Source organism: Pedobacter zeae, from assembly GCF_014196715.1.
GTDB lineage: Bacteria > Bacteroidota > Bacteroidia > Sphingobacteriales > Sphingobacteriaceae > Pedobacter > Pedobacter zeae.
Genome location: NZ_JACIEF010000003.1, coordinates 589,495 through 615,330 on the forward strand (window position 1 = coordinate 589,495; position 25,836 = coordinate 615,330).

The 25,836-nt window shown below is 39.7% G+C and carries 25 protein-coding genes; 15 read left to right on the forward strand and 10 right to left on the reverse strand.

The window, feature by feature from the left end:
* The first annotated feature begins 33 nt into the window (after positions 1-33).
* Both GGQ60_RS15575 and GGQ60_RS15580 read left to right on the forward strand, forming a co-directional pair.
* Positions 34-1,215: a formimidoylglutamase gene (locus tag GGQ60_RS15575; protein WP_183766109.1), complete on the forward strand. Its 1,182-nt coding sequence runs from the start codon at positions 34-36 to the stop codon at positions 1,213-1,215.
* Positions 1,216-1,539: 324 nt separating this feature from the next.
* Positions 1,540-2,685: a TlpA disulfide reductase family protein gene (locus tag GGQ60_RS15580; protein ID WP_183766111.1), complete on the forward strand. Its 1,146-nt coding sequence runs from the start codon at positions 1,540-1,542 to the stop codon at positions 2,683-2,685.
* 92 nt (positions 2,686-2,777) lie between these two features.
* On the opposite strand, the gene purD is transcribed toward GGQ60_RS15580, so the two are convergent.
* The 5 genes from purD to dcd form a co-directional block, all read right to left on the reverse strand.
* Positions 2,778-4,049 carry a phosphoribosylamine--glycine ligase gene (purD, locus tag GGQ60_RS15585; RefSeq protein WP_183766112.1) on the reverse strand — a complete coding sequence of 424 codons (1,272 nt, stop codon included), beginning with the start codon at positions 4,047-4,049 and terminating at the stop codon, positions 2,778-2,780.
* Positions 4,050-4,212: 163 nt separating this feature from the next.
* The gene (locus GGQ60_RS15590) at positions 4,213-5,088 is read right to left on the reverse strand and encodes an SDR family oxidoreductase (protein WP_183767209.1); all 876 of its coding nucleotides are present in this window, start codon (positions 5,086-5,088) and stop codon (positions 4,213-4,215) included.
* A gap of 82 nt (positions 5,089-5,170) precedes the next feature.
* Positions 5,171-5,932: an enoyl-CoA hydratase/isomerase family protein gene (locus GGQ60_RS15595; protein WP_183766114.1), complete on the reverse strand. Its 762-nt coding sequence runs from the start codon at positions 5,930-5,932 to the stop codon at positions 5,171-5,173.
* Between the two features lie 101 nt (positions 5,933-6,033).
* Positions 6,034-8,724, reverse strand: coding sequence for a carboxypeptidase-like regulatory domain-containing protein (locus GGQ60_RS15600; protein WP_221235979.1), 2,691 nt, complete (start codon positions 8,722-8,724; stop codon positions 6,034-6,036).
* Between the two features lie 515 nt (positions 8,725-9,239).
* The gene (gene dcd / locus GGQ60_RS15605) at positions 9,240-9,776 is read right to left on the reverse strand and encodes a dCTP deaminase (RefSeq protein ID WP_183766116.1); all 537 of its coding nucleotides are present in this window, start codon (positions 9,774-9,776) and stop codon (positions 9,240-9,242) included.
* Between the two features lie 71 nt (positions 9,777-9,847).
* On the opposite strand from dcd, the gene GGQ60_RS15610 reads away from it, so the two are divergent.
* The 5 genes from GGQ60_RS15610 (at position 9,848) to GGQ60_RS23185 (ending at position 12,820) form a co-directional block, all read left to right on the forward strand.
* Entirely contained in the window at positions 9,848-10,495 is a 648-nt protein-coding gene (locus GGQ60_RS15610) for a 4'-phosphopantetheinyl transferase family protein (RefSeq protein ID WP_183766118.1), read from the forward strand.
* 11 nt (positions 10,496-10,506) lie between these two features.
* On the forward strand, positions 10,507-11,235 hold the full coding sequence (gene lipB, locus GGQ60_RS15615) for a lipoyl(octanoyl) transferase LipB (protein WP_183766120.1): 729 nt from the start codon (positions 10,507-10,509) through the stop codon (positions 11,233-11,235).
* A gap of 45 nt (positions 11,236-11,280) precedes the next feature.
* Positions 11,281-12,006, forward strand: coding sequence for an SGNH/GDSL hydrolase family protein (locus GGQ60_RS15620; RefSeq protein WP_183766122.1), 726 nt, complete (start codon positions 11,281-11,283; stop codon positions 12,004-12,006).
* An 83-nt stretch (positions 12,007-12,089) separates the two neighbouring features.
* A complete protein-coding gene (locus tag GGQ60_RS15625) occupies positions 12,090-12,425 on the forward strand; it encodes a CD225/dispanin family protein (protein ID WP_183766124.1) in 336 nt (111 codons plus the stop codon).
* Positions 12,425-12,820 carry a DUF2752 domain-containing protein gene (locus GGQ60_RS23185; protein ID WP_183766126.1) on the forward strand — a complete coding sequence of 132 codons (396 nt, stop codon included), beginning with the start codon at positions 12,425-12,427 and terminating at the stop codon, positions 12,818-12,820. Before GGQ60_RS15625 ends, GGQ60_RS23185 begins: the two co-directional genes overlap by 1 nt.
* On the opposite strand, the gene GGQ60_RS15635 is transcribed toward GGQ60_RS23185, so the two are convergent.
* The gene (locus tag GGQ60_RS15635; RefSeq protein ID WP_183766128.1) at positions 12,817-13,560 is read right to left on the reverse strand and encodes an RDD family protein; all 744 of its coding nucleotides are present in this window, start codon (positions 13,558-13,560) and stop codon (positions 12,817-12,819) included. The two genes, GGQ60_RS23185 and GGQ60_RS15635, sit on opposite strands and share 4 nt — an antisense overlap.
* Before the next feature lie 191 nt (positions 13,561-13,751).
* Here GGQ60_RS15635 and GGQ60_RS15640 point away from each other — a divergent pair, with 191 nt between their 5' ends.
* The 6 genes from GGQ60_RS15640 to GGQ60_RS15665 all read left to right on the forward strand — a co-directional run bounded on the left by GGQ60_RS15640 (position 13,752) and on the right by GGQ60_RS15665 (position 19,976).
* A complete protein-coding gene (locus GGQ60_RS15640) occupies positions 13,752-14,705 on the forward strand; it encodes a stage II sporulation protein M (RefSeq protein ID WP_183766130.1) in 954 nt (317 codons plus the stop codon).
* Position 14,706: 1 nt separating this feature from the next.
* Positions 14,707-15,591: a hypothetical protein gene (locus GGQ60_RS15645; protein ID WP_183766132.1), complete on the forward strand. Its 885-nt coding sequence runs from the start codon at positions 14,707-14,709 to the stop codon at positions 15,589-15,591.
* A 1-nt stretch (position 15,592) separates the two neighbouring features.
* Positions 15,593-16,321, forward strand: a complete 729-nt coding sequence (locus GGQ60_RS15650) for a DUF4129 domain-containing protein (RefSeq protein ID WP_183766134.1) — start codon at positions 15,593-15,595, stop codon at positions 16,319-16,321.
* Positions 16,318-17,508: a DUF4350 domain-containing protein gene (locus tag GGQ60_RS15655; RefSeq protein ID WP_183766137.1), complete on the forward strand. Its 1,191-nt coding sequence runs from the start codon at positions 16,318-16,320 to the stop codon at positions 17,506-17,508. Before GGQ60_RS15650 ends, GGQ60_RS15655 begins: the two co-directional genes overlap by 4 nt.
* Positions 17,489-18,466, forward strand: a complete 978-nt coding sequence (locus GGQ60_RS15660) for an AAA family ATPase (protein ID WP_183766139.1) — start codon at positions 17,489-17,491, stop codon at positions 18,464-18,466. The genes GGQ60_RS15655 and GGQ60_RS15660 overlap by 20 nt, the downstream gene beginning before the upstream one ends.
* A 163-nt stretch (positions 18,467-18,629) precedes the next feature.
* Positions 18,630-19,976: a DUF58 domain-containing protein gene (locus GGQ60_RS15665; RefSeq protein WP_183766140.1), complete on the forward strand. Its 1,347-nt coding sequence runs from the start codon at positions 18,630-18,632 to the stop codon at positions 19,974-19,976.
* Positions 19,977-20,020: 44 nt separating this feature from the next.
* On the opposite strand, the gene GGQ60_RS15670 is transcribed toward GGQ60_RS15665, so the two are convergent.
* From GGQ60_RS15670 to GGQ60_RS15685, 4 genes are all read right to left on the reverse strand, one after another.
* Complete coding sequence (locus GGQ60_RS15670; protein ID WP_183766142.1) at positions 20,021-21,079, reverse strand: nucleoid-associated protein; 1,059 nt, start codon at positions 21,077-21,079, stop codon at positions 20,021-20,023.
* A 66-nt stretch (positions 21,080-21,145) separates the two neighbouring features.
* Positions 21,146-21,628, reverse strand: coding sequence for a transcriptional regulator, SarA/Rot family (locus GGQ60_RS15675; RefSeq protein ID WP_183766145.1), 483 nt, complete (start codon positions 21,626-21,628; stop codon positions 21,146-21,148).
* The gene (locus GGQ60_RS15680) at positions 21,628-22,131 is read right to left on the reverse strand and encodes a GNAT family N-acetyltransferase (RefSeq protein ID WP_183766147.1); all 504 of its coding nucleotides are present in this window, start codon (positions 22,129-22,131) and stop codon (positions 21,628-21,630) included. Before GGQ60_RS15680 ends, GGQ60_RS15675 begins: the two co-directional genes overlap by 1 nt.
* Positions 22,132-22,248: 117 nt before the next feature.
* A complete protein-coding gene (locus GGQ60_RS15685) occupies positions 22,249-22,821 on the reverse strand; it encodes a TlpA family protein disulfide reductase (RefSeq protein ID WP_183766149.1) in 573 nt (190 codons plus the stop codon).
* 195 nt (positions 22,822-23,016) lie between these two features.
* Between GGQ60_RS15685 and GGQ60_RS15690 the strand changes: the two genes are divergently transcribed.
* The gene (locus tag GGQ60_RS15690; protein WP_183766151.1) at positions 23,017-23,349 is read left to right on the forward strand and encodes a hypothetical protein; all 333 of its coding nucleotides are present in this window, start codon (positions 23,017-23,019) and stop codon (positions 23,347-23,349) included.
* Between the two features lie 116 nt (positions 23,350-23,465).
* Positions 23,466-25,778: a TonB-dependent receptor gene (locus GGQ60_RS15695; protein ID WP_183766153.1), complete on the forward strand. Its 2,313-nt coding sequence runs from the start codon at positions 23,466-23,468 to the stop codon at positions 25,776-25,778.
* The last annotated feature ends 58 nt before the right edge of the window (positions 25,779-25,836 follow it).

Genomic DNA, 25,836 nt, shown 5'->3' on the forward strand with positions numbered 1-25,836 from the left:
AAAATAGATATTTGAGCCGAGAGTTTTAAATATATGTCATTAACGGATTTCTTTTCCCCAATAAACCCCGGTAGTTTTACGCCCAAACAAGGATTTTTTACAAGTCAGTTGGGCTTAAAAGCGCATATTTACACCGAATCGTTTCCCGATCTTGAGGAACACACTTACGATTTGGCTATTTTTGGAGTGCTTGATGGAAGAGGTGCCGTTAATAATGAAGGTACTGCCCTTGCTCCGGACTATTTCAGGGAGAAGTTCTATAAACTCAACGAAGGTGCCTTTAACAGTCGGATTGTTGATTTAGGCAACATTAAGCATGGTGCTACCATTGCCGATACCTACATCGCTGTTAAGATGGTGGTTTCGGAGCTGATTAAAAAGAATATCATCCCGATTATTATCGGTGGCGGACAGGATTTAACCTACGGACAGTACCTGGGTTATGAAGAATTAGAGCAAAAAGTAGACCTGGTGATTATTGATAATCAATTTGATATAGGCGATGATGACCATGAAGGCATTGCCACCCGGTCGGACTGTTACCTGAACAAGATTTTTCTGCACCAGCCCAATTACCTGTTCAATTTTAGCAATGTGGGTTACCAAACTTATTTTGTAAACCAGGAAAGTTTGAGTGTAATGGACAAATTGTATTTTGATGTACATCGCTTGGGCGAATTTGCCCAGGATATTACCTTAACCGAACCCATTATCCGCAATGCAAACATGATCAGTTTTGACATGGGCGCTATCCGCTCTGCTGATGCTGCTGCAAATGCCAACACTACACCAAATGGGTTTGACGGGGAAGAAGCCTGCCGGATTGTTCGTTATGCCGGTATGAACGACAAGCTGACCTCAATCGGATTCTATGAATTTAATCCTGCTTACGATAACAACGGGCAAACTGCTTTCTTACTGGCACAAATGGTATGGTATTTTGTTGAGGGATTTTATGCCCGTAAAAAGGATTTTCCTTTAACACCAAAATCGCAGTTTATGATTTACCGTACCAGCTTAAAAGATGGCTCGGGTGAGATGATATTTGTGAAAAGTAAAAAATCAGACCGCTGGTGGATGCAGGTTCCGTATCCATCGGGGCAATCCAAAAATGAGCGTTACCACCTCGTGCCCTGCAGGTATGATGATTACCAAACTGCTGTTAACGGCGAAATGCCCGATTTATGGTGGCGAACCTACCAAAAGTTGAATTAAATTTGTTTAATTTCAACACTACAATTGTATCTCTCTGCTTTTTATTGTATTTTTAATAAAAAAATCAGCTATTAATCAACCAGTTAAAAGGATACAACCTAAAATAAAAAGCAAACCCTATTACTGCGGTTACTGATTCCCCACAACAGCTTTCAGCTTTATGGCAGCTTGGAGCATCAAAAACGTAGTCAATAAACGTATTAAACCGGAAATCTATAAAATACAAGGTTGTGTCGTATTAAACAGTATATCATAATTTTACATAGTAATATGCGTTTAAGCGGTACAGATTTCTATATTTGAAGAACGATTAACTTATCCCACATGAAAAAAATATTATTATCAGCAATGGCTTTATTGCCGCTTGCAGCATTGGCCCAGAAGCCATTTACAGTTAATGGCGATATAAAGGGCCTAAAAACCGGAGATAAGGTTTACCTTATTTATCAGACAGAAGGAAAAAGTGTTACCGATTCGGCAACTGTAACAAACGGGGCTTTTGCTTTTAAAGGAACACTTGCCGCTCCTGCTCAGGGAAGCCTCTTTCTAAATAAAAACCCTTATGTAAACCGCCCCGCTCAAGGAGAAAAATTAGACGCTTTATCATTATATGTAGAGCCGGGAAATATAAAACTGGCTGCGGCAGATTCTTTAAAGAAAGCAACAATTACCGGTTCTCCTGTTAATGATGATGCAAAGAAATTAAAAGCATTAACAAAACCTGTAGCAGATAAACTTGCGGCCATCAATGCAGAATATGCGGCTTATACGCCCGAGCAAAAACAAGACAAGGCTGTTATGGGAGCCTTAAGCGCCCGCTATGAAAAAGAAGCTGCAGCAATGCCTCCATTATTATTGCAGTTTGCCAACAGCAATCCAAAATCATTTATCAGCTTAAATTCAATTAGCCAGTTGGCCTCAGACCCAGATCAGGCTACCGAAGCAGAGAAAGCTTTTGTAGCACTCTCACCTGAACTTAAAGCCACTTACACAGGCAAAAAAATTGCTCAAATATTTGATGCAGGAAGAAAGACAGCTATTGGCGTAATGGCCATGGACTTTACACAGGCTGATACGGCTGGTAAACCGGTAAAATTATCTGATTTTAAAGGTAAATATGTATTGGTAGATTTTTGGGCATCGTGGTGTGGTCCATGCCGTCAGGAAAACCCAAATGTGGTAGCTGCTTACAACAAATTTAAAGATAAAGGTTTTACTGTTTTAGGCGTTTCGTTAGACCGTCCGGGTAAAAAAGATGCCTGGTTAAAAGCCATTGCTGATGACAAATTAACATGGACACATGTTTCTGACTTGAAATTTTGGGATAACGAGGTAGCTCAATTATATGGTATCCGCTCCATTCCAGCCAACTTCTTAATTGATCCAACAGGTAAAATTATTGCCAAAGGCTTAAGGGAACAAGCTTTACAGGATAAACTTCAGGAATTATTGGGAAGCAAATCGAAGTAAGAAGATTTTGTTAAAATACCAATAGCCGGATAGAAATAACAAACCCGCTGATTGATAATCAATCAGCGGGTTTCTTTTTATAAACGCTTTGGTTAAATTAAATCAAAGCCGATATCTTCCCTGAAATATTTTCCGTCAAAATAAATTCTCCCGGCATCAGCTGTTGCCGATTGTAGCGCAGTAAACAGGTCTTTTTGTAAACTGGTAATGGCAATTACCCTTCCGCCATTGGTTTTCACCACATCATTTTCTAACAACGTTCCGGCATGGAACGCGTAAGAATGGCGCAGGTTCTCAATTCCGGTAATGGCTTTACCTTTCAGGTAATCGCCCGGGTAACCTCCTGCCACAATCATTACCGTAGCAGCTGTTTGTTCAGAAATAACCAGGTTAACCTGGTTTAATTGTTGGTTAGCAGCAGCTAAAAACAGCTCTACCAAATCGTTTTCAATTCTCGGGATGACACTCTCGGTTTCAGGATCGCCCATACGTGCATTGTATTCGATCACGAAAGGATCTTCCCCTACTTTAATCAGTCCGAAAAAGATAAAACCGGTATAATTAATATGATCTTTCTTTAAACCCTCAACCGTTGGCTTAATAATGCGTTCTTCTACTTTAGCCAAAAATTCAGGTGTAGCGAAAGGAACCGGAGAAACCGATCCCATACCCCCGGTATTCAGACCGGTATCGCCCTGACCTATCCGCTTATAATCTTTAGCAGAAGGCAATGTGATATAATTTTCACCATCGGTTAAAATAAATACTGAAAGTTCTATCCCGCTTAAAAATTCTTCAATAACGACTGTTGCCCCGGCTGCTCCAAATTTACCGCCAAGCATCAGCTTTAATTCTTCCTGCGCTTCGATGGTTTCGGTACAGATTAATACACCCTTACCAGCTGCTAAACCATCTGCTTTTAAAACAATCGGTAATGCATGGTTTTGAAGATAAGCCAGGCCATCTTCCAAAGTTTCGGGGGTAAAAGATTTTGAGGCCGCCGTAGGGATACCATGACGCTCCATAAACTGTTTAGAAAAATCTTTACTTCCTTCTAAAATAGCACCTTCCTTTTTTGGGCCGATTACCGGAATGTGAGCAATGGCCTTATCTGCAAGGAAAAAATCATGAATACCATTTACAAGGGGTTCTTCCGGACCTACTACAACCATTTCGATGTTTTCGGTAAGTACCACTTTTTTAATGGCATCAAAGTCGTTCACATTGATATTGATATTGGTGCCATACGCTCCGGTACCACCGTTTCCGGGAGCAATAATTAATTTATCACAGTGCGAAGACTGGCTTATTTTCCAAGCGAATGCGCTTTCTCTGCCGCCTGAACCTAAAAGTAAGATATTCATACCGGCAAAGATAAATAAAAATGTAAGAGGGAAAATGGAAAAAGATGTATGACGGAAAATGGAAAAAGGTAGAAAAACCAAGATGGATATTGTGCCTGGCGATCGCCCCCATCTCTCCTCTTACGTCATCCCTCTTACACCCTACATCATCCACCTTACATTATCACTTCGCGCTTCTTGTCATTTGCTCAAGCATATCCCACATTTCATTAGGGATGGCTTCCAGGCCGTTCATTTGCCCGGCCCCCTGTAGCCATTCACCACCATCAATGGTAATCACTTCTCCGTTGATATAGCTTGAAAAATCGCTTACCAGAAATGCAGCTAAATTAGCCAGTTCCTGATGATCGCCAACTCTTTTTAGAGGCACACGGTTTTTAAAATCGAATTTTTTAGCCAGGTCGCCCGGTAACAGACGCTCCCATGCCCCTTTTGTTGGGAATGGCCCTGGTGCAATGGCATTGGTGCGGATGCCATATTTGCCCCATTCAACCGCTAACGACCGTGTTAAAGCCAGAACACCACCTTTTGCACAAGCGGAGGGTACGACATAAGCCGAGCCTGTAAAGGCATAGGTGGTAATGATATTTAAAACCGTTGCGGCCTGTTTTTCTTTGATCCAGTGCTTGCCAAAAGTAAGTGTACAATTCACGGTTCCTTTTAATACGATATCGATAATGGATGAAAATGCATTTGCTGATAAACGCTCAGTTGGCGAAATAAAATTTCCCGCAGCATTATTCAACAATACATCAACCGAACCAAATTTCTCCAGGGCTTTAGCCAGTACATTTTCTACCTGCTCAATCGCCCGCACATCGCAAGCTACTGCCAATACTTTGCCGCCGGTTTTTTCTTCCATTTCATCGGCAGTTTTTTGCAATACATCCTGTTTACGGCTGGTGATCACTAAATTAGCGCCCAACTTCAAAAAATAAACGCCCATTGCTTTACCTAGTCCGGTTCCGCCACCTGTAATTACGATGGTTTTCCCTTTTAAAGCATCTTCTCTGAGCATTGGTGAATTATAATTGAACATCATATCTGGTTAATTGTTGAAATCGGTTAATTGTTTGAACGGGTTAACTGTTCATGCAAATTGCCAGCTGTTAACATCTGGCTTACTTCCGCTGCAGGTTAGCTAAAATGGTTTTCAAAATATGACGTGTTGACGGGGACCACCATTGAGCCAACATTTTTTCTAAAGCAGCAGATTGGTCAGCAGAGGCCGCAGCAATGAGTTCTTCGCGGATATTCACTTTACTTTGCGACCAGGTATTGCTTTCCAGTTCCATGTATTTTTTTATTTTACGTTCGGCTGCAGTTAACAAACTCTCGTTTTTTACCACTTCATCCACCAAACCCACTTTTAATGCTTCTTCGGGATTATACAACCTGCCAGAAAGTAAGCTACGGGTAGCTTCAGCTTTACCAATCCAAAAGGCGTACAACTGAAAAATACTATTGGGCACGATAATCCCTACCGGAACTTCGTTTAAACCAATAATGTACTGCCCTTCGGCCATAATACGGTAATCGCAAGCTAAGGCCATTACACAACCGCCTGCAGGGCTATGTCCGCTTATTGCTGCGACCATTGGCTTTTTAAAGGAAATCAGATTGGCAGTAAAACCTAAAAATAACTCCCAAAACGATTTTGTTTCTTCTTCGTTATAGTTATACAGTTCTATCAGATCTAACCCGGCGGAAAAGAATGGTGAAGCTCCGGTTAAAATTACGCCGCCAATATTATCATCGGCAGCAATATTTTTAAGCATATCATCCAGCTCGGTAATCAATTCGCGGTTTAAGGCATTCGATTTACCCCTGCTTAAGGTAATCGTTGCCAAACGGTCTTTAACACTTACTTTTATTGTATTCATATGTTAAATAGTATCAGGATTAAAGCATTTAGTATCAGGACATAAAATATATCCAAGCAAAAACTATGCATGCATACTAATTCAAATTTATTTATTTTTTACTATTTAACATCATAAGTGTACACTTTTCTTGCTAAATGACCTGTAGCATCTATTCCTTCTATTACTACGCGGTAGGTTCCGGGCTCATCGGCATTATAAAACTCGAATTGTGCTTTTCCATCTTTATCTGTAATCACCTGTGGATTCCAGTAAATAGTTGTTCTTAAATCAGTCCTGCTACTATTTGAATTTCCGGTATCATATTTTGGTGAATAGAACTCTCTTGAAACCGTAAATCCTTTCGGATTAAAGGTTACGATACCCGGAGCATAACGGGCGGAGCTTGTACCTCCATCGCCACGCTTGGTGGTAATGATGATCACACCTCCACTCCCCCGTGAACCATAAATTGCCGTATTGCCAATATTTTTTAAAAGCTCTATAGATTCTACATCGTTAGGGACAACATTATCCAAAAAATCGGCTTCCATTTGCATACCGTCAACAATAATGCTCACAGGTATATTCTGGCTGCGCATTAAATACGGTACGTTGCCCCTGAAAATTACCCCCGGCAAACGGCCCTGTAAACATTGCGACAAAGTAACACAGGTGGACAGTTGATCAGCTGTCAATATAAAATCGGCCCTGCCGGCTCCATTTAGGTTGGAAGAGTTTTTAGCCGGGTTTTTCTTTTCGGTAATGGTTACTTCGTCAAGTTTAATTGTTCGCTCTAATAAGCCTAAACGGGTCATCTCGTTAAAATAATTGTCACTTTCTTTGATATACCTCATCAGGCTATTGTTCACATTAATGTCGATATCGGCACCGTTTTTATTTTTGGTTACAATCTGCCCGGGTACCACGTCGAGATTAATATCTACAAATTTACGTTCTGTTTTAGTCCTCGCCTGTACCACAAACTTGGTACTATCGCCAAAACTTAAATTATCGAAAACAAATTTTCCTTCTGCATTGGTTACGGTATCTAAAATATACATCGTTCCTTTTGTAGCCATAAGCATTACTTTTCCACCGGCTACAGGTTTATTGCCTTTGGTTACTGTTCCGCTAATGGTAATAGACTGCTCGGGCTTAAAGGTAATGTTAGGGGCCGCATTATTGATGATGTTTTTCCAAAGAAACCTTCTCCAACCCTGGGTAAGCATCAGGTTATCGAGTTCCTTCTGTGTTTGAAGATCATCTTTTAAAAAATAATGATTGGGTTTTTCTACGTATCCGGCCAAATCAGAGGTAAGTAACAATGAAGTGAGTATATTCGACTCATTATTTTCATCGGGTGCTACTTTCGCCGCATTGGTTACAGCGACCGAAAAACTACCTAAAACGGGTTTATTATCATTGGTTGCATCGAAAGTGAAAGCCGTTTTTCCTCTTTTTGAGGTAGAAATTCCCGAAGCATTAAGCGATACATTAATTAAATCGGCCTTGTTTTTAATAAAAACCAATCGTTCTGCCAAAGGTTGGTTGCTGTTCGAAAACAACGTAAACTGGACAATACCGGTTGGCAGGTTCTTTTTAGGAATATTGGCCATGAGTACCTGTTTGTCCATCTTAGCTTTCGAAATATAATATACATTGCCTCCCGATTGAGCAACAACTTTAAGTTCATTGCTATTCACAAGATCGGCGCTGGCCATAATTTTAGCTACTACTTTACCGGTGTCTAAAGCGTTTACAGAAAGTGCATAACCACTTTTTACGGCTACAGGTAATTTTAATGTTTTTTCTGATCCATCCTTAAACTTAACCTTCGCCGAATATAGTTTGCCGGCCTGGTTGTTAAACACAAAGTTTCCCATGCCCAAATAATTGGTAGTAAAGTTGGTTACTTCATTACCGCCTTCATCTACTATTGCTCCCTCTACATCTTCGCCATGGCCATCGGCATTAACGGCTTTAATGGCAACTTTTTGTGGCAATTCTTCAACAAGCGTCCCACCCTCAGGCATAAACTGTACATCAACATTGTTGGAGGTAGAAGTAATCGGGATAGATTTGATTACTTTTTGTTTGTTAGGCAGCATGATGGTCGCAATAATCTTCCCTGATTTATTTTGGAAAGATTGGTTATTGGTAAAACTGATCACAGCATCGCCGGTTAAACTGGTTTTTACCTTGCCTTTGGCAACCGAGCGATAATCTAACTGTACGTCGTAACTTACGTCGTTTTCGCTATAGGCTACACCATTTTTATCTTCGAAATGAACCGTAGCCGTAACTTTATCGGCATTGTTCTCTTTTGTAAAGTTATAGGAGGTTTTTGTAAAAACTTTGTTAGCCCAGCTATTGCCAATCTTAATGGTCTTATCGTAAAAGAATTCAGTGCCAAAATTTCTCATGTAATTGGTATAGGCCCTGATTCTGTAGTTACCCTCGCCAAGTGAATCTGTCAGCTTAAAATCGCCCCAGGTAATCCCGCCCATTATCGGCAGTTTAACCTGCTTTTTTATCGAATCCTTTTCATTGATCAGTTCTACATACAGGATTTTACTGATATTCGAAGGCGCCGAGGTTTTGGTATTCACCACATAGGCTTTAAACCAAACATCGTCTCCAATGGCATAATAAGGCTTATCTAAATGGAGGTGAACTTTTTCCTGGGGGTATTTGCTGGTGTAATCTTCGAACTTTTGTAAGAGCTGAGCAAAAGGATCATCATCCATTTTAAATGCAGCAAAAACAAGTAGAGATAGAAAACTGATGGCGAGAGTAATTTTGAATTTCATGTGGTTAGGTAACAAATAAATACATGTCAAGGTACAAAACCTAAGGCATATTTTCATGAAGATACCGTGAAATTTAGTCTGGCTTCTAAGTTTTTAGTTAACCATGCTAAAAATGCTTCAATTTATTAAATGGTTGGGCTAAAGCAATCTTTCATTTCCCCTAAAGAAAGTATCAATGTTTTGGAAATGAACAGCCAGTAATACTTGGCAACATCAGCCCCGCTTTGCGCTTTACTTCGTTGCACTCCGTGTTCGCTACAATCGGGTTTAGGAACAAAGGTTTGTGCACCCTGCAATCCTCAAAAATGAAATGCTGTTTTGGCCACTTAGCCCCGGCTGAAGCGTTACCCTGCAGCGACGAGGTATCCCGAATTTTCGGGAAAGCGTATAAGCGTAAAACGGGAAGAAACTTGCTGTTTTGCACTAGCATTCCGCTCCTTATAAAAAAATAATTTTAGGATTGAGAAATGAGCGGATTGTAGTTCTTGGCGGTGGACAGCCCCGATTAAACAAATTTAAAACTTATTCTTCCACATCATGCTTTCTACCGGCCTGGTGGTTTTATTGTTGTACTTGGCGTTACCTTTCGAATTGTACATCGTTTCGATCTTACCCTCAACAACAAAATAAATCAATTGGCCAATGGGCATTCCGGCATAAACCCTTACCGGTTGTGCTACTGATATTTCCAAAGTCCAGGTATTGCAAAAACCAACGTCGCCCTTACCTGCTGTTGCATGGATATCGATCCCTAAGCGCCCCGTGCTGCTTTTACCTTCTAAAAAAGGTACATGTCCATGCGTTTCGGTATATTCTACGGTAACTCCAAGATACAGCGTGCCCGGATAAAGTACATAACCATCTTTAGGAATTTCGAAATGTTCGATTTCGTTATGCGCCTTCGCATCAAGCACACGGCTTTTATAAGTAGCCAGGTATTTCCCTAAATGAACATCATACGAGTTGGTTCCTAAACATTCGCGTTTAAAAGGCTCAATGATGATTGTACCCTTCTCAATTTCTTCTAATATCCTGCTATCAGATAATATCATTTTTATGCGTATTTTTGGCCTAAATTATCATTTATTTAAGATAATTTTACATGTAATCTCCAATTTAATCAATGCCAATTGTTTACAATAAAAATATTGACCAGCATTCCGTTTTAGCAATCTGGAAAATTGAGGAAACAGAAGAGGAACTATTGGCCGGATTGCAGCTTAAGCAGCATGAACGCGATATCATATCTTCATTAAACAGCGGGAAAAGGCTGCTGCACTGGTTGAGCACGAGGCTTTTGTTGAGAACAATGCTTAACACCAGTGAATACATCGATTGCCAGTTTGATGAACATGGTAAACCGTACCTGGTTAATTTCGATTATCATATTTCGTTAAGCCATTCTTTCGATTATGCTGCTGTAATGATCAGCAAAGACCATCCTGTTGGTGTAGATATCGAACTGATCAAACACAAAATAAAGAGTATTAAGCATAAGTTTCTGAGCGATGTAGAACTTGCACAGAAACAGATTGGCGATAATACAGAAGGGTTATATGTGGCCTGGTGTGCAAAGGAGGCCATTTATAAATGGCATGGCAAAAAAGGGCTTGAATTTAAGCAGCATATCCACATCAAACCTTTTAAGCTTAAAAAAGAAGGTTCTTTAAATGCCATAGTTGAGCTTCCTAACGGCACCCGTGAGCTCAGCGTAAATTATTTTAAAACCAAAGATGGCTACATGTTGGGTTATGTAGCAGGCAATTCTTAAAACATACCGCGATGAACGAGACAGCAGAAAAAGTGATTGCAGCAGGTTTAATACCTACCAATTTTATCGATTGGGGCTTAACTGATTACCAGGAAGCCTGGGATAAACAGGAAGACCTATTGAATAAAACAGTGGCCATTAAAACCGAAAACCGGGTAAACAACACCCAAAACCCTACGCCTAACCACCTTATTTTTTGCGAACATCCGCATGTGTATACCTTGGGCAAAAGTGGTCACCCAGAGAATTTATTGTTGGATGAACAGGGTTTAAAAGATAAAGAGGCTACCTATTACAAAATAAACCGCGGTGGGGATATTACCTACCATGGTCCGGGGCAGATAGTAGGTTACCCTATTCTTGACCTTGATAATTTCTTTACCGATATCCATTTATACCTGCGCACCCTGGAAGAGGCCATAATCCTTACCTTAAAAGATTATGGTATCGAGGCCGGACGTTACCCAGGATATACCGGTGTTTGGCTGGATGCCGACAACGAAAAAGCCCGTAAAATATGTGCAATGGGTGTTCGTTGCAGTCGCTGGGTTACCATGCACGGTTTTGCCTTTAATGTAAATGTAGATTTAGATTACTTTAAAAATATTGTTCCCTGCGGTATTGATGACAAGGCGGTAACCTCTCTGGCAAAAGAATTGGGTTACAAACCGGATATGGAGGAAGTGAAAGGCAGGTTGAAAAACCATATTGCCGAACTTTTCAAAATGGAGCTGATTTAACCGACCGGGTAAAACTAAGCTGAAAGTTATTTCGTAGGTTAAACTATGAAGATCTTATTAAGCGCTATTTTATTTTCTTTCTTAACTTCGGGCTGCACAAAACAAGCGCCCATGATTAACGAATCAACAACCAATCCAGTCACAAATCCACCGAAAACAACAGGGAATTTTACCTATTTAGCCCTGGGCGATTCTTATACCATCGGCGAATCGGTACAACCGTCAGAGTCTTTTCCTTATCAGCTTCAGAAGCTACTAAAAAATAATGGCAGCGAAGTAGCCAACCCTAAAATTATTGCAACTACGGGCTGGACAACCGACGAGCTCCAGGCGGCCATTAAAAAGGAAAACTTAAGCGGCACTTTTAGTTTTGTTACGCTGCTGATTGGCGTAAACAACCAGTACCGTGGTTATCCGATCAGTACGTATAAACAAGAGTTTTCAGAATTGTTACAAACGGCCATTACTTATGCAGGCGGTACTAAAAGCAGGGTTTTTGTGATTTCTATTCCTGATTGGGGCGTTACTCCTTTTGGAAAAAACTCTGGAAGGAGCCCAGAAACTATTGCCGCTGAAATTGATCGTTTTAATGCCGTAAATCAGGAAATCACGCTTGCTGCAGGTGTGAGCTATACCAATATTACACCAGCATCGAGAACCGCAGCTACAGATATTTCGCTGATCGCAGCTGATGGACTGCACCCAAGCGCTAAAATGTATAGCCAATGGGCCGAAGCTCTATTTCCAAAAATAGCCGCTGTGTTGAAATAATTTAATACGTGTTTATTCTATTTTTGAATTAAAAAAATTACTTTAGATTAACTATTTAAATTAAAAATCTTAAAGTTGATACTATGGAAGATCAAAAACCTCAAGAACAAGCACCTTTCGGGCAGCCTCCTTTCGGACAACAGCCATTCGGAAATCCTGCCCCAAAAAACTGGCTTGTAGAATCAATCCTTGTGACCTTATTCTGCTGCTTACCATTCGGAATTGCTGGTATTGTAAATGCTGCCAATGTAAATAGCAAATATGCTGCTGGCGATTACGCCGGAGCTCAAGCTGCATCTGCCGCTGCCGGAAAATGGACAAAAATCGGCTTTTTTATTGGAATCGGTGTTTATGTTTTATACATATTATTCTTTGTAGTACTTGGCTTAGGCGGTGCCATGATGGGTAATTACAGATAATGAAATTATTGTACATCTTAGGATCAATTTTATTGTTATCACTTGTGATAATTTATTATAAATTCAATCCTGAGGTGTACAATTTCTTTCCTGAGTGCCCTTTTCACAAATATCTTCACTTAGATTGCCCGGGTTGTGGCTCTCAAAGAGCTGTACATGCCCTTCTTCATTTAAACCTTCAGAAAGCGATGGGTTACAATCTGCTGCTTGTACTCAGTTTGCCCATCCTCATTTTACAATTATTCTTCAAAATATACGCTTACTTCACTAAAAGAAACCTGGTATTACGTTTCTGGTACAACCCAAATACACCGAAAATAATCTTTGTTATCGTAATGATATTCTGGATTGCCAGGAATTTACCATTTATCCCATTTAAATATCTGGCCGCTTAAACACTCATATTAGCGGTAAGGAAGTTATAATCTTTTAACACCGTATCTAAAAACTGTAGCTCGTTCATCTTGTCTGGCGGGCTTACGGCAATATATTCTTTGATTTTAGCAGCCATGGTATAAATCAGTTCGGCATTTCCGGTCTGGTAATAGCCTGTTAATACTTCGTGGATCAATTCTATATCCCTATCGTTTAAATGGAGTACTTCTTTAAATTGGGGCTCGTATTCTTCAGGCAGGCTAAAGCTAAAAACTACATTTGAAAGCTCCGTACGAGGCTTGGTTTTAATCAACGTGGTTTTGGCCAATATATCGCCCACCCTTTGATGATTTTTGGTTACCGCTACCGAAACCAGTGCCACAACACCCCAGCCAAAAGGAAAGCCGAAATCGATCATCCTGAACAACCACCTAAAAATGTACTGGCTTAAAGTAGGTTGTGTGCCATCAATGCTGATTACTTTTATTTTTAACACCTTTTTACCAAATGTTTGCCCATCCATCGTGATCTCGCAAACCAGGTCGTAAAAAACAAAAATTGCTAAAAAAACAAACAGGACAATCATCCCTGCGCTACCTGATACGCCTGCCGATACTGCGCCCATCACAATAAGTGTAATTACAGCAATTACCAGAAATCCGGCCAGGTCGATGCACCTTGCGGCAATACGCTCCCCAAGTCCGGCAATTTCATAATCAATATCAATATTTTGAGCAGTGCTAATCCTGATGCTATCCATATTCAAACATAATTTTTTTTAAAGATAGTTTCGATACATCAGCCGGTAATTTTTTACACCTAAGCTTTTCTTCTATATTTAAGTTTAAATGATACATCTGCGGCCTGGTATGTTTCGCAGGCAAGATCTACCGAGGTTTCATTTCCATAAAAAATTAACTATTTTAACGCCAGATTTGGTAATGCCTTTAAATGAGAGAAGCTTTATTTGTTAAACAGAATTCGGAGAAATGGAAGCATTACGATTCCATGCAGCAGGCAAATCCCGATGAGGTAGCCAATCAGTTTATCGAAATCACCAACGATTTGGCTTACTCAAAAACGTTTTATCCAAATTCCAAAACAACAGCCTACCTCAATGGCTTAGCTTCCAAATTACATCAGGCTGTTTACAAAAACAAAAAGGAAAAATCGAACCGGTTTATCTATTTCTGGAAAACGGAACTTCCTTTACTGTTCCTGCAACATAGAAAGCAGGTATTTTATGCATTCGCATTTTTCCTGATTTCTTGTGCTATTGGCGCATTATCAGCCAAATACGACGATACCTTTGTGCGATTGATAATGGGCGACAGTTATGTAAACATGACTAATGAAAACATCGCTAAAGGCGATCCTTTTGGGGTTTATAAAAAGGATAACGGGTTTATGATGTTTATGCAGATAGGCGCCAACAATATTTATGTAGCCCTCTATACCTTTGTTTTGGGTATTATATTTTCATTTGGCGCTATTGTTTCATTATTCAGAAATGGCGTGATGCTCGGCTCCTTCCAATATTTCTTTTTTAGTAAGGGTTTGGGCCTTCAATCGGTACTGGTGATCTGGATCCATGGAACACTCGAAATTTCTGCCATTGTTTTGGCTGGTGCAGCCGGTTTAATTTTGGGCAATAGCTTTTTATTCCCCAAAACCTATACCCGTATGGCTTCAGTTTTAAAAGGAGCAAAAGATGGATTAAAAATTGTAATTGGACTGATCCCGATTTTTATCGTTGCCGCCTTTTTCGAAAGTTTTGTTACGCGACATACCGAAATGCCTGTAGGGTTAAGTATATTTATTTTATTATCCTCCGCAGCTTTCATCATATGGTATGTTATTATTTACCCTATTAAAATCCACCGTAAGGAACCTACATTAGATTAACATGACCGGCAAATTAGAATTTAGAAAAAAAAGAGACTTTGGACAGGTGATCAACGATACTTTTACCTTCATTCGTCAAAACTTCAAACCCCTCATTAAAATATATTTCACATTTTGCGGTTTATTTGTACTGGCCAGTATGTTAACCATGTTATTGCAACAATACAAAATGGTTAATATCATCAATACTGTTGGTAATGGAACAAACACCAAAGGGATCGGCTTTTCAACTTTATATGGACTGGAATATTTCTTATCTATTTTATTCTCTTTGGCAAGCTATGCCAGCATGAGTGTTGCCATACTTTCTTATATCGCCATATATGTACAGAAAGGCAATCAAACACCAACCACCGACGAGGTATGGGGATTCTTTAAGTATTACTTTTTCCGGATTTTCGGCAGTTCCATCCTGTTAATTATCCTGGTAAGTATTGCCTTTCTGTTCTGCCTTGTACCGGGCTTTTGGCTATTCCCCTATGTTGCTATGATATTCCCGATAATGGTCATCGAAAATGGTGGGTTAAATTATTCATTTAACAGGAGCTTCGCAATTATCAAAGATAATTTTTGGATTACTTTCGGTACACTGATCGTGGTATGGATTATTGTGTATGCCTGCATGAGCATGATCATTTTACCTACAAGTTTATTTAACATGATTGGGATGTTCTCGCATAAAACACCGCACATGTCTTTAACACTCACAATGATTACAACTGTTTTGCAGTCCTTATGCCAGGTATTTACCATTATACCAATCATCACCATTACGTTAACTTATTTCAGTTTGGTTGAACAGAAAGAAAATCCTGGATTGATGGAACGCATTTCCAATTTTGGCAATACTGAAAAACCTATAGATACCAGACCTGAAGAATATTAAAATGCAGTGTATTTTTACCCGATATCTTCTCGTTTTCCTTTTGTTTTTTATCCCGGTAATCAGCAATGCACAAACGGTTAAGCCTGTACCTGTGGTTAAGGAAGTGAGGATTGACAGTTCTAAAATCACCCCATCAAAATTTGACAAAGATTCCATCAGTGTTTATAAGGAGCAGAAAGAATTTAACTATGATGAAATTGGCCGGCAACAGCTGTCATGGTGGGAGAAATTCTGGATGTTGTTTTGGCGTTTAATAGGCTCGCTGATCCAGGGGGCAACCTCTAATCTAATTTCGAGGTATATTTTTATCGGGCTAGGTATAGCGGTTATCCTTTATATCGTGATCAAAAGCATCGGAGCCGAGAACATATTCAGGAAAAAATCAAAAGAAACTATTCTTCCTTATGATGTGATTACTGAAAACATCCATGAGATTGATTACGAACGGGAACTGCAGCGATTGGTTGCCGAAAGGAAATTCCGATTGGCGGTTAGGCTTTTATATTTAAGGACACTTAAAAGATTAAGTGATGCCGAAATCATCAATTGGCAGCCCAACAAAACCAATTACAATTATTTAATGGAAATCGATAAACCCGAACTTAGAAATGATTTCGGCAAACTGACCTTGCAATTCGATTACATCTGGTATGGTGATTTCCCTATCGATGAGGTGAAATTTGATCCTATTAACCAATCGTTTAACCAGTTTAACAGCCAGATTAAATGAAAGGTTATAAAATATATCTGATTATTGGTTCTATCCTGATCCTTTTTTATTTAATTGCCCAGTACAACAAACCCACACCAACAAACTGGGCACCTACTTACGCTGCAAAGGATAAAATCCCATACGGAACGTACATTTTGTACCATCGGATAAAGGATATTTTACCGAACGCTACTGTCCGGCAATCTGAGGCGGCCATTTATAATACTTTAAAAGACAAAAACTTTAACAAAACGGTATATCTGATCATTGCCCAAAAAGCAGAGATCAGCAGAACAGATTTCGATCAGCTGGTTCACTTTATGCAGGCGGGGAACGATGTTTTTATTGCCAGTTACGACCTGGGAAAAATAGAAAAGGGGCTTAAGCTACAAGCGGTTAGCACGATGTCTGCCGAAGGCAGCACGCTGAATTTTACAAACCCCAATCTAAAAACGGAGGCAAATTATGGTTTCGAAAGGGGAATTGGCACTCAGTTTTATAATAAACTTGATACCAATAAGGCTACAATACTTGGTTTAAATGGGAATGGCAAGCCTAACTTTATCCGTTACAATTATGGAAAGGGGTACCTGTACCTGATTGCGGAACCAGGTTTTTATACCAATTTTAACCTCTTGAATAAATACGGGGCAGAATATGCCGCAAAAACCCTTAGTTACCTGCAGGGAAATACCCGTGTAATTTTTGATGAATATTTTGTCCGCCAGGAAAACACCACAACCGATGTACTGCGGGTATTTTTCAAACATCCCGAACTTAAATTTGCTTATTACCTGGGCATTTTCAGTCTGATTATTTTTGTACTCTACGAGATTAAACGCAGGCAAAGGGTTATTCCAATAGCCGATCCGCTCAGCAATTCGTCATTGGACTTTGTTCATGTAGTTGGCAGTGTGTACTACAATGAGCGGAATAACCTCGATTTAGCCTTAAAAAAGATTAACTACTTTATGGAGCATCTGCGTAGCAGGTATTACCTTAAAACCAACGATATTGACAGTAAATTTGCCCAATCATTAATGGACAAAACGGGAATTAATGAAGCCCTTGCCAAAACATTAACCAAATATTTTGTCGAAATACCTAAAATGGGCGACTTGAGCGACACACAATTGATCAATTTAAACGAAAGCATAGAACAGTTTTATAAAATTACGCAAAGCCATGGAACAAGAACAGTTTAACCCACGTACCGATTTAAGTGTCTTACATACAGCTGTAAATCAGATTAGATCCGTACTTGGAAATATCATCGTAGGCCAAAAACAGGTGATCGATTTTTTGATTGTTGGCCTGCTTGCCGATGGGCACATCTTAATTGAAGGCGTTCCGGGTATAGCAAAAACGTTAAGTGCCAAACTGCTTGCCAAGTCGATCGATGCCCAATTTTCGAGGGTACAGTTTACGCCCGATCTGATGCCTTCTGATGTATTGGGAACGCCGATTTTTAACACCAAAACCGGCGATTTTGAATTCAGAAAAGGTCCGATTTTTGGAAATATTATTCTGGTCGATGAGATTAACCGCGCTCCGGCCAAAACGCAATCTGCACTTTTCGAAGTGATGGAAGAACGCCAGGTAACCATTGATGGTCAAACCTACCTAATGGATGAGCCTTTTATGGTGTTGGCTACGCAAAATCCTATCGAACAGGAAGGAACTTACCGCTTGCCTGAAGCCCAGTTAGACCGTTTTCTTTTCAAAATCGAGGTTAAATACCCATCGCTGGAAGAAGAAACAGCCATTTTAACCGCACAGCATGCTTTGGTGAATAAAACGCTGTTAAATGAGATAAAACCGGTATTATCCATACAACAGATCCAAAATGCAAGGGCCATTATCCGCAACTTGTTTGTAGAACCGAAGTTATTGGAATTTATTGCTAAGATCGTAACCGAAACCCGCAACAATGCTTCCCTTTACCTGGGTGCTTCGCCGAGGGCATCTTTAGCTATTGTACACAGTGCAAAAGCTTTTGCCGCGATACAAGACCGCGATTTTGTAACGCCAGAAGATATTATTGCTGTTGCCGTACCGGTATTGGCGCACAGAATTTTATTATCGCCTGAAAAAGAAATGGAAGGATTAACCACAACCGATATTGTAAACCAGATTATTAAAAAGATTGAAGTACCGAGGTAAGTTAGTTTGCAGTTGCCAGTTTTCAGTTCACAGCTTACCGGTTTAAAGAATTACTAATGATCAGATCACAATATTCAGATCTAGTGATCAGTTTAGCCATCAAAAATTTAGCAATTGCCATAATACAGTCAACCATTTCAAACAATTAACCGATTAACCCGCTTTGAAAAAATTCTTTCAGCAATATTATACCAATCTATTCCTAACTGGCCGTTTATTTACGGCTTTAGGCTTTTGTATTGTGCTCTTTTTGCTTAAGTTCTTTTTTGCCTGGCTGGGCGATATCCCTGAAATTGCAACCGGAACTGTAGCGGTGCTGTTTTTTATTGATCTTTTTATCCTGTACCGGAGCGGCAACTGGATTGAAGTAAAAAGATTTACGGCAAAGCGTTTGAGCAACGGTGATGAAAACCCGATCCAGATTGAAATTGCAAACCGTTATGGTTTTGGGGTAAACGTGAGGGTAATTGACGAAATACCTTTTCAGTTCCAGATCCGCGATAAAGATTTTAAACTCCATTTAAAACCGGCAGAAATAAAATCAATCCATTATAATCTACGCCCAACCAAACGTGGTGAATATGATTTTGGATTTATCCGCACTTACGTCAGTTCGCCATTGGGTTTAATCAGCCGGCGTTATAATTTCGATGGCGCGAAAGTTCTGCCTGTTTATCCTTCATTTATCAACCTCGGCCAGTACGAATTGATGGCTGTTTCGCGCTATTTAACCGAGTTTGGTATAAAAAAAATCAGAAAGCTCGGGCAAAGCAGTGAATTTGACCAGATCAAAAACTATGTAGGTGGCGACGATATCCGAACAATCAACTGGAAAGCTACCGCCAGAAAAGGCGGCTTAATGGTGAATACTTATACGGATGAGAAATCGCAAAATATCTATTGCATCATCGATAAGTCGCGCGTGATGCGCATGCCTTTTGAAGGTTTAAGCCTGCTTGATTATGCCATCAATGCAAGTGTTGCCCTTGCCAAAGTAGCCATGCTTAAAGAAGATAAAGCGGGTTTAATTACCCTATCGGAAACGATCGGAGCTATAGTGCCCGCCGACCGTAAAGCTTCGCAGCTGGGCAGCATCATGAACGTACTTTATAAAGAGAAAACAAGATACCTGGAAAGTAACCTGGAAGCCCTGTATGCTACCGTCCGCTCGATAATAAAACAACGTGGGCTTTTGGTATTCTTTACCAATTTCGAAAGTTTATCGGCACTGCAACGTCAACTACCCTATCTAAAAAGAATTGCGAAGTACCACTTATTGGTTGTTGTATTTTTCGAAAATATCGAACTCAAAGATTTAAGCACCGACCCGGCTAAGGATGTGGAGGGCATTTACCATAAAACCATTGCAGAGAAGTTTATTTACGAAAAAAAGCTGATGGTTAAAGAATTAAATGCACATGGTATTTTAGCAATTCTTACACCGCCACAAAAACTAACGGTAAATGTAATTAACCAATACCTGGCTCTTAAAGCCCAACAGCGTATTTAAGCCACAGTCTTAAGTTTATAGTCGACTTATGACTCAAGACTAACCTACGCTTCTTCCCTAAAATATACCTTGTAAAAGTTCATCGATTTATCATCATCGTAACCTTTTTCGATCATGTCTTTGTTTCCGTGGATGTAGATGTGGAAATTTTTATCCAGTTTTAACACACTTTTATAGGCTCGGGCCTGTTTTTTAACAGCAGTTTCAGCAATCTCAAAATGATCGGCAATCGGACTCTCGAACTCCTCTTCGTAGCTTTTCTTATAGTTTTTAAACGATTCGATCCCTTCGGCATTACCGATCACTTCATTCCCGAATTCTTCAATATCAAAGGTTTCCTTCTCTTTGAAATACTTCATCGAACGGTTTAACAGGTCAATCTTGTCTGCTTTGCTGATTTCGTACTCATCATCGAGCTTCTGTGTGACGAAGTTTTTATAAATCCCCAGTACGTTATTGGTTTGGTTATAACTATCGTTCCTGATTTTCAGTTTTAAGAATTCATCTTTCCAATAAACGGCAGAGTCGTTGCTACTTTTCGCCTGATCCAGCACCACCACTTTATAGCCTTCCTCCTTTTCTACATTAAAAATGAGGCAGCCCTTGTCTAATTTATTAATGCTGATGGCCTCTTGTTCATAACTTACATTAAAGCCATCCTGTTCGGGATACACTTTTAAGTAGGTATCTTTAGTTTCGGATTTAAAAATTCCAACAACATCCAACTGTTCGCCTTCTATCTGCACCTTTTCGAAATAAGCGACATACAATTCACCCGATTTAATTTTAGGATGATTGGCTACATCATATAAATGTTTGGCCAGTTGTTGTGAATCTTCATGAAAAAGCGCATTATTTTCGAAAATTTCATGAACGAAATGAAATACTTCGTTCAGCTCTAAATTATCATTGGGATGATAAAAACGATATACCTCATTAACTTTTTCAAAAGGTTTTAAGAAATACTGCAGCAGCAGGTTTCCCAACATTTCATCGTCTATTTTTAAAGGTGCATCAGATAATTTGTAATACTCTTCAAGCAATTTATTGCCTGTGTGATGGATAGAAAGTTGCTTAAGCGAAGCCTCAAAGAATGAAATCATGGCAGCAAAAATAGCAAAATGATCGGTTAACCTTACTCAAAATCTGCTCATTCCATCCGGGCACAATCATTTATTCATATAAGCTTGGGCCCTTAGCAAAAAACTTTTCTCCTGCAGTGCAGCTTCTACCTCGTTTATGGCTTTCATCAGGTTATTTTCGGTGTTTGTAACCTCTTCGGTGGCCTTAATAATCACCTGCCAAACCGGCTCCATGGTTGATAACAGCGTTTTGCCCTTTTCGGTAAGTTCTACCAGGCGTTTCCGGGTATCAATTTTATCCTTCTTAGAGCGGATAAGTTTCTCTTTTTCCAGTTCTTTTAGCAAACTGATGGTAGAAGGGTGCGCATAACCGATCTCATCAGAAAGGGAAACCACGCTCATGGTCGATTTTTTATATAAAGTATACAACACGGGGAACCATTTGGGTTGAAAATCGATGCCAAAGGCTTTGTAAATTAACAGGCCATCCCTGCGGATCTGGTCGCTGAGCCTTTGTAAACGCGTAGAAATGGCCAGTAAGCCAGAAGCATCAATTACATTTTGTTCCATTAAACAGGTTTTAAATCCAAACCATAAAACACATTGTCAACCGGCATCCGGGGAAAATAAACCGGCAGATCTTCCATCCTAACCTGTTTAAATCCATTACGTTCGTAAAATCGACAGGCTGCCTGCAATATATCTTTGGTACCCAAATATACCTTATTCAGGTTATTATCCCCGCAATATACGATAAGAGTCTCTAATAAAGCCTGTGCTATACCCAGGTCTTTTCCCCTGAATTCTTTTTTAACAAACATCTTTCTGATGGCTCCGGCGTGGTGTTCTGCCTGTGCAATCAAGGCAATGGTACCAATAAGCTCACCGTTTAGTTTGGCACCCCAGAATGCACCTCCCGAACCGTCGTAGTGTTTTTCGATATCCAGCAGATCGGGTTGTGCAGCCAGATCGATATCTACCTTAAATTCTATTTGTTGTATGGGCAGAATTAACCCGATAACCGCTTCACAGAATCGATTATCCAACCGTTCAATTTTAAATCCGTTTTGCATTTTTAATAAGTATAAAAACAAATATATGTAGTTAACTACATATATTACAACTGCCAATGTCACTTCTCTATCACATTCGATTCTCTATACTTTAGAAAAGCCTTAAGATTGTTAAAACTAACGGCTATTTTTTAGTTTCTTGATGAAATCAATAACTTTTGGATCGGCGTAATTGGCTACGCCTTCATGTTTGAACGATAACCTGCCCTGCTTATCAAAAATGACCGTTGTGGGTAAAGCGCCGGCAAATACTTTCTCCGGAATATCGCTTTGTACTTTATAAATGGGCATTTCATATTTACGGTCGGACATAAATTTGCCTGATCTGGCAAAATCACCGTCAGCATCAGCAAAAATGAATACAATATCAGTATCGTCTTTAAATTGATTGTAAAGCTTGTTAACAGAAGGCATTTCGGCCCTGCATGGCGGGCACCAGGTGGCCCAAAAGTTGAGAAAAATAACTTTACCTTTTAAATCACCAAGATCGACCAGGTTTCCTTTTGCATCTTTAAACCGGATCCCGTTAAGTTCTGCAACATGTTCCTTCGGCGCTTCAATATCAGGCTTATAAAAACCAATCTCCATTAAACCCCTAATAAAAAATGCCTTTGCACCGGGAACAAAAACAATTACAAGCAGGAAAATGACAAATAAAGCGTTAAATATATTTTTTTTGATAAATTTCATTTACTGGTTGATTTTCTTTCCTTAAACAATAACGAAGCCTATTTACAATTGGCATGTCAATAATTTATTAAAGTGTATGCTATTCCTTTGTTAAGCAAATTAAACTATTGGTTAAAACCCCGGTCAATAACACTATAAATACAATGTTACTTTGTAAATATATATAATTGCTTAGGAATTACTACTTTTGGCCTGTTGAAAAAGCATAGACAAAATATTCAGAAATATTTATCAGTATTTATGCTGATGGTGTTTGCTATTGCTTTAACTCCATGGAGTGTTCTTCACCACCACACCCCTCTTCCTGTTGTGCAGAAAGAGGTCAACTGTAAACATGTTAGCCACGTACAGGCACATGGCGAAACCTGTTTAATCTGTAATGCAAGTTTTGAAAAAAACTATGTTCAAACGCACCACATTTACAGAATCTTCTTATCAGCCAAAATTTTTAACCGTACAGAGCCTACCTTAAAGAATGCTTTTACCGAAATAAAGCGCACCTGCTTACGTGGTCCCCCGTTAGCTTAATTTTTTCTTCGAAAGCGCACCTGCGCTCTATCTAATTTTTATGATGTAAAACCTGTAAATAGCCTCAAATCAGCTATCTATCAGGCTTTTCAATTTATTTTATTTATACCCAACACATGAAAAAATTACAGCTTATCGGCTTGGTAATGCTATATACGTTATTAAGCAGCACCGCTTTTGCTGCCGCTTTAAAAAATATAAAAGGTAAGGTTATCGATGCCAGCACTCAACAAACGTTGCCAGGGGCAACCATTTTTATTCCGGATTTAAAGGTTTCAGCCGTAACCAACAATGATGGCGAATTTACACTGAATAACCTTCCTTCAAAAGGAAGTTACCTGATCGAGGTTCATTATATAGGCTATAAAACTGCTACAAAAGTGGTAAACCTTGCCAATGCAGACGGATTGGCATTTTCTCTACAGCCCACCACGATTGAAACCAAGGAAATTGTAATTACCGGAAGTTTAATCAGCAGTACCAGTAAAAGGAACAGCGCCTCATCTGCAGTTGTGGGTAAAGATCAGCTTTTGCAACCCTCTACCAATTTAATCGATGCGTTGAGCAAAGTGCCTGGTGTATCGCAGATCACCACGGGCCCTTCTATCTCTAAACCTGTAATCAGGGGTTTGGGTTATAACAGGATTGTAACTTTAGACGACGGGATAAAACAACAGGGACAGCAATGGGGTGATGAACACGGTATCGAAATCGATCAGTTTAAGTCAGACCGTATCGAGGTTTTAAGGGGCGCAGCATCATTAATGTATGGATCGGACGCTCTTGGTGGTGTGATCAACCTTTTAGAGCCCAGCACCGCACCTGAAGGACAAGTAAAAGGCGAATTTATCAGTAATTACTCAACCAACAACGGACTTACTGCTAACTCCTTAATGTTAAACGGTAACGAAAACGGTTTTGTTTGGAGGGCCCGTGGTACCTATAAAAATGCCTATTCTTTTAAAACGCCAACTGGGTATTTCCCTAATTCGGGTTTTAACGAAGCCGATTTAAGCGGTATGATAGGTTTGAACAAAAGCTGGGGTTATACCCACTTAAATGTTTCCAACTTTCGTAACAACATTGGCTTTTATGAGCCGAGTTTAGATGACAACGGAAATTTTGTGAAAGAAGATGGTAGTGCATTTACCAACGATGATTATAAAAACCGTACTTTAGAATTTCCGCGCCAGGATATCAGGCACTTTAAAATTGCTTTGAACAACAACTTCATTATCGGCAATGGTAATTTAAAGGTTGATTTAGGTTATCAGCAAAATCAACGCCGCGAGCTCGACGAGCCAACCCCAGCTTTGTTTTTTGATCTTAAAACATACAACGCGGATCTGAAATATTATATCCACGAAACCAACGGATGGCAGCCCGTTTTTGGTGTAAGTGTTGATGACGGACACAGTCAAAATAAAGGAACAGAATTTTTAATCCCGGCATATGATACTTTTGGTTTAGGTGTTTTTGCCTATGCTAAGAAAAACTGGGAGAACAATACTTTTAGCATTGGTGCCCGTTACGATTTCAGGAAAAACAATGGAAAACAATTAATTGTAGATGACGAAGAGCAATTTGCACCATTTAAAAATCAGTTTTCTAATGTGAGCGGTGCCTTAGGCTTTACTCACCAGTTTAATGATGAGTTAAACTTTAAAGCCAATGCAGGTTCGGCTTTCCGTGCACCAAACCCGGCAGAGTTAGGCTCAAATGGCGTGCATGAAGGTACATTTAGATACGAGATCGGTAATGCAGATTTAAATCCTGAGCGCAGTTACCAGGTTGACGCTGCTTTAGAATATGAAGGCAAAATTGTAAGTGCCAGCGCAAGCATTTACAACAACTATATCCACAATTATATTTATGCATCGAATAACGGCGAACAAAGGGTAGCAGACGGCACCCTTTATGATGTTTTCCGTTACGGACAGGTAAATGCAAACCTTTATGGTGCCGAGGCCAGTTTAACCATTCACCCGGTTCCGTTTATTCATTTTGAAAATACTTTTGGATACGTTCATGCACAGAACACGACTTTAAACAAGCCACTTGCTTTTATTCCGGCCGGAACGTTGAGGAATGAATTACGTTTCGAACCTAAACTTAAGGGAACAAATGATGCATACCTTTCTGTAGGCATCAACTCTGCGTTTAAACAAACCCGTGTTGATGATGTTTTCGAAACGCCAACCAGCGGTTATACTTTGTTAAATGCCGGAATCGGCGCTACCTTTAATTTAGGCAAGCAGCCGGTTAAATTATCGGTATCGGCAAATAATCTGCTAAATCAAAAATATTATGATGCCTTAAGCAGGTTTAAACCAGGCCGTTTTGACCAGGAAAACCTAAATTTAGGTGTTTATAATCCTGGTAGAAACATTACTTTCGGGTTGTATATTCCTTTTACAGTAGTTAAATAAAATTCACCGATTATATTTACAGAACAAAAAAGCGGAGCTGATCGATGAGATCATACTC